Here is a 4254-nt window from a genome sequence, read left to right on the forward strand (position 1 = left end):
GGGGCTTCACCCACTTGGCGGACATAAACATTTTGTCCTCCTGCCTCTTCTCTGCCTATTTCAATTGCTGGATCGCCATGAACTGAAATTAAAGCAATGTGTTTTTTAGTGGTAGCTTTCATAAATTTGTTGTGTTCCTGATTTTAACAATATGGGAGTGAATTTTCAACTTGCGCTTATTAAACTTAAATCTGTGTTTTTCTGGGGAACTTTGCATAATTAATATTTATTATATTTTAACTATTACCAAAATATTGGTTAATTTTCCCCACTTTCTATATTTATGTTTAATACCTTCGATAGATATTTTTCTCTATCTTTTTATAGCGACAAACGAATATTATCTATCATGATATATGAGTTAATTCATGATAAAACCTATCTGAAGTAGCAAAGCCACATCCTAAGTTAGATATTTACAATTCATTATTTACAAGGTTCAAGCAATCAAAATTATTTCCATGAAAGTAAATACATCAAAATTAAATTGCCGAAAATATCACCTTAATTAGCATCATTTTCAAAAGCACTGATTTAATCAAGACAAGTGTATTGGCTTATACTATTCCTACATTGTCAGAATTTTTGTTAATTTAGATACAGTTTTCCTAAAAAATCACAAATTTTGTGTAAGTAGGTAAACACAATAAAACCAATCTGTGTAAAGAAAAGTAAAATCGCCCAAACCCTCTTCACTCTTGCCTCTTGCCTCTTGCCTCTTGCCTAGTGCCATAACGACAATTTTTAATGCTAACCTACTTAATTGCACCGTCAAACCTCAAAAATTGCCAAAACAAACAGTGCAGATAACCTGATGTGGCTACCTGCACTGCTTGTTGATTGGATTTGAAAGAAATTTCTAACCGCTGAAACTGATATCGAAGCAGCTTCAAGAATTACTCTCAAAGCACATTGATTGAATAGACAATCTAGTTGGTAGTTTGTGCTTCCAACATCTGTCTGAGCTTTTCTAAATCCGCTGCCCAACGGGGATCTGGACGAAAAGCTTCGTTATCAACGTTACCAACAGTCTCACGCGCACCACCACCACCACCACGGCGAGGTTTTTTAGTTCTCTCCCGACGGTTGCCTTCTTTGTTGCTGCTAGGAGCGGGGGAACTACTACCTTGGATGACTGGTTTAGGGACCTGTTGTTGTGGTTGTTCGTCTCCTTCCTCACCTTTAGTCCGTGGTAAAGCTTTTTCTAGCTTAATGGGTGTATCTTTGAACATTTGACCATTATATTTTTCAATAATTTGATCGGCTTGTTCGTCATTGTTCACCGTTAAAAACCCAAAACCACGGCATTTGCCTGTTTTACGGTCTTTAATTAGTTTAGTGGTGACAGCATCGCCTTCTTCTGCAAATACAGCTTGCAAATCTTGACGATCAATTTCTTCCTTGGGCAAATTTCCTATATATAGGCGAATGGACATGGAACATACCTCCAAATTGGGATTAAACAGGGCAAGATAAAAACAATCAATTGGCTTTGGTTTTTGAATAGATACTATGGACTAAAAACTGCCACAAACCAATTTCTGTAATCCGATAGTGTAGCGTGGCGTAAGTCATGCTATCAACTTATAGAATACAGTTTTTTATTGGGATCAAGCTTATTTGCCACGAAAGCACTTATGCACTCGTGGGCTAATATCACTTTAATTTTCGGAATTGTTAATTTAATAGCCAACTATCCACCACAGTAAATTCATTCTTCTTAATTCTTGCCCGCAGAACAAAATACCATTGCTTAACATTATCATGGTATTTCCTACGTAGCTAGTTCCGCAGAAACTTTTCCGCCAATAGCCAATAGTATGAGCTTATCGTAACATAAAACACATTTTTAAAGCAAGAGGCAAAACAACCAGGGAGCAGGGGGAATATTTCTTCCAAATGCTAACCACTGTACGGGCGAAGCATTTGGAGAACTATTTTTGGCAATGACTGATAATTTATCTTCCAAATGCTTCGCCCCTACTGACAACTGACTAATATCTAAGAACCTGTGAGCATAATATAAGCACCCCAGGCTTGGGCAACAACTGCGATGACAGTGGAGCAGATAGGATGAGGGCTATTAATTTTTTTGCCACCTTTAGTTTCTAAAGTTTGGATATCAATCCAAGGAGTTGCCCCCCGTCGTAACCAACCTGTAACAGTGATTTGTCTGCCAATCAAGTCTTGAGGATTGAATGACTTTCCTAACCAGGGAATATGATGTAATTTCATTAAACCTTGGCTAGATTGCAGGATTAGGTCTTGTGCTAAACAATTGCCAATACCAGGGCGGCCTAATAGCTTACCAGTAAACCGAACTCTAATGCTATCAATTGGTAAAATAGCGGGATTTGCTAAGAGGTTGGTAAAGTTTTCATCTTTTTGAACATTGACAGGTGTAATATCGGGAAATAAAGCATTTATCCGCATAACTGTGCCAATGCTAAAGCCAATCAACATACAACCTCCGACAAAAGACCAATTATCATAGATCCACTTGAGGTTTAACAAGTGTAAGGTGTATGCTGTTTGCCAAATTAACCAAGTTAGACAGGCAAATACAACACCGAGGGGGATTCCCAACCAAGGGGCAATTTGTAAATAGAAGGATTGGGGCCTGATGAGAATGGGTTGTGATGGCTTTGTTTGATATAATTCGGTGTCTAAATGCCAATGACGGGCTATTTGACAAAGGCGTTCGATGCGATCGCCTATTGTTGGATGACAACTATTAATTGTAAACCATTGCCGATAGGGATGAAAATTTTCCCACTTTAAAAATGATTCAAAAGGTAGATGACCGGCGGTGCTACCTAAAATTATGCTGTGTTGATATGCAACTGGCGAGAGGAGATTCAGGCTTTCTAACTGCCAACAGGTTTGTTCTTTGAGGCTGATATCATGGGCTACACCAATGGATATTTTCAGTAAAGCGCGAATTAGTCCATTAGGATTACCGGTGATTTCTGCGGCCAGGCGATCGCTATGGTAAAGCCGCAATTGGCAATTAAGTAAGGCCGTACCCGTGAACAGACACCAAATTGCATAGTTGATGGCTGCTAAAACTGTACCTGGCCAACGCCAAATTTTACTGTCATGTTGATTTCCCCAAACTGACACTTGCTGATATATTCCATAAAATGGCATGGCCACGAGTAAAACTAGGGACATGACCGCAAAATCCCAACGCCCAATTTGTCCTAAAGATAAAGCATAGATGGCAGCTATTTCGTCATCTGCCAGTTGTTCTAATAAACCTTGACTAACAGTTATTCTCGCTGTGCGGGGGAGGTTGCCATAACTGATAATCATCGGGGCGGAAATTGGTAAGATTCTCAGTTGAGGGGTTGACCAGTGCCGCTGTTGGCAAGCGCGTTGTAATACTCTGGGTGTTTCCCGGCTGTAGGAGTTTAATTTCTCTTTGGTTAACTCTTCTTGACCGGAAAATCTGGTTAGTACCCAGTCGAGCAACCAAGGAGACGATGCCATGAAGATGATCAACAATCCCAACATCAAGGAACTAGGATCGCTATATAAAATCTGGATGGGTTCTAAGTAGGGCAGTTGATAGAGAATTTGATTGATTAAACCCAATACTAATTTAAGCACTTCTCGACAAGTCCAGAACAATGCCATGAATGTTCCCAGAGCAAGTAGTCGAGAGGGAATGATGTTAGGCTTGCCTAGGGGTTGCCACACTTTAGCGCGTCTAGCATTGCGCCAATAAACGCTAATCGGTTTGATAGTGTTGTTACCATCATTACCAGTATAAGCTGTTTGTAGCTGTGGTTGGGCAGGATTTAAACTAGAAACAAGTCCATTACTGGTTTTATGGGATTTTTTCTTCTGGTTTTTGCGTTTATGCAGGTGTTCAAGAGCAAGTGTTGCCCACTCTTGAACTTGGGGATTACTATTAGCAATCAGATTTTGACACAGAGCGATCGCCTTAGAGACTTCACCCGTGCGGGCATAGGACATCACTAACCCAACTTGCGCCTGTAAACAAATCCTTTCTTGACTTTGATCTTTGGCTAGTGGTTGAAGGTTAGCGATCGCTGTGTAGTAATTCCCCTGCTTGAGAGCAGCTAAACCAGCCTCTAAACATGATTCAGAGTGGGAAGGCATACAAACTTTGGTACTCCAATCTGTTCTAGGTGACAAATAGCACGCTTATTGAGATACCCTGATCATTGGTGATTGGTGATTGGTCATTGGGTAACTTTGGGTAACTTCTTTCTTCCTCCTGACCAC

3 protein-coding genes are annotated in these 4254 nt (G+C 40.1%); all 3 read right to left on the reverse strand.

Features of this window, described 5'->3' with window-relative positions; all coding sequences use genetic code 11:
* Window positions 1–122: glycosyltransferase family 1 protein (locus tag FJR08_RS24120; RefSeq protein WP_168632225.1), on the reverse strand; the 122-nt coding region annotated here is incomplete at its 3' end.
* A gap of 807 nt (window positions 123–929) precedes the next feature.
* The gene (locus tag FJR08_RS03860) at window positions 930–1436 is read right to left on the reverse strand and encodes an RNA-binding protein (RefSeq protein ID WP_015078674.1); all 507 of its coding nucleotides are present in this window, start codon (window positions 1434–1436) and stop codon (window positions 930–932) included.
* Between the two features lie 565 nt (window positions 1437–2001).
* Window positions 2002–4128 (reverse strand): M48 family metalloprotease, encoded by a 2127-nt coding sequence (locus FJR08_RS03865; RefSeq protein WP_168632226.1) that lies wholly within the window; start codon window positions 4126–4128, stop codon window positions 2002–2004.
* Window positions 4129–4254 lie beyond the last annotated feature (126 nt).

The sequence above is a fragment of the Dolichospermum sp. UHCC 0260 genome (assembly GCF_009711985.1).
GTDB lineage: Bacteria > Cyanobacteriota > Cyanobacteriia > Cyanobacteriales > Nostocaceae > Dolichospermum > Dolichospermum lemmermannii.

Bases quoted from the DNA above. Each gene is read 5' to 3' on its own strand.
- FJR08_RS03860 (WP_015078674.1), bottom strand. From the start codon at position 1,436: ATGTCCATTCGCCTATATATAGGAAATTTGCCCAAGGAAGAAATTGAT.
- FJR08_RS03865 (WP_168632226.1), bottom strand. From the start codon at position 4,128: ATGCCTTCCCACTCTGAATCATGTTTAGAGGCTGGTTTAGCTGCTCTC.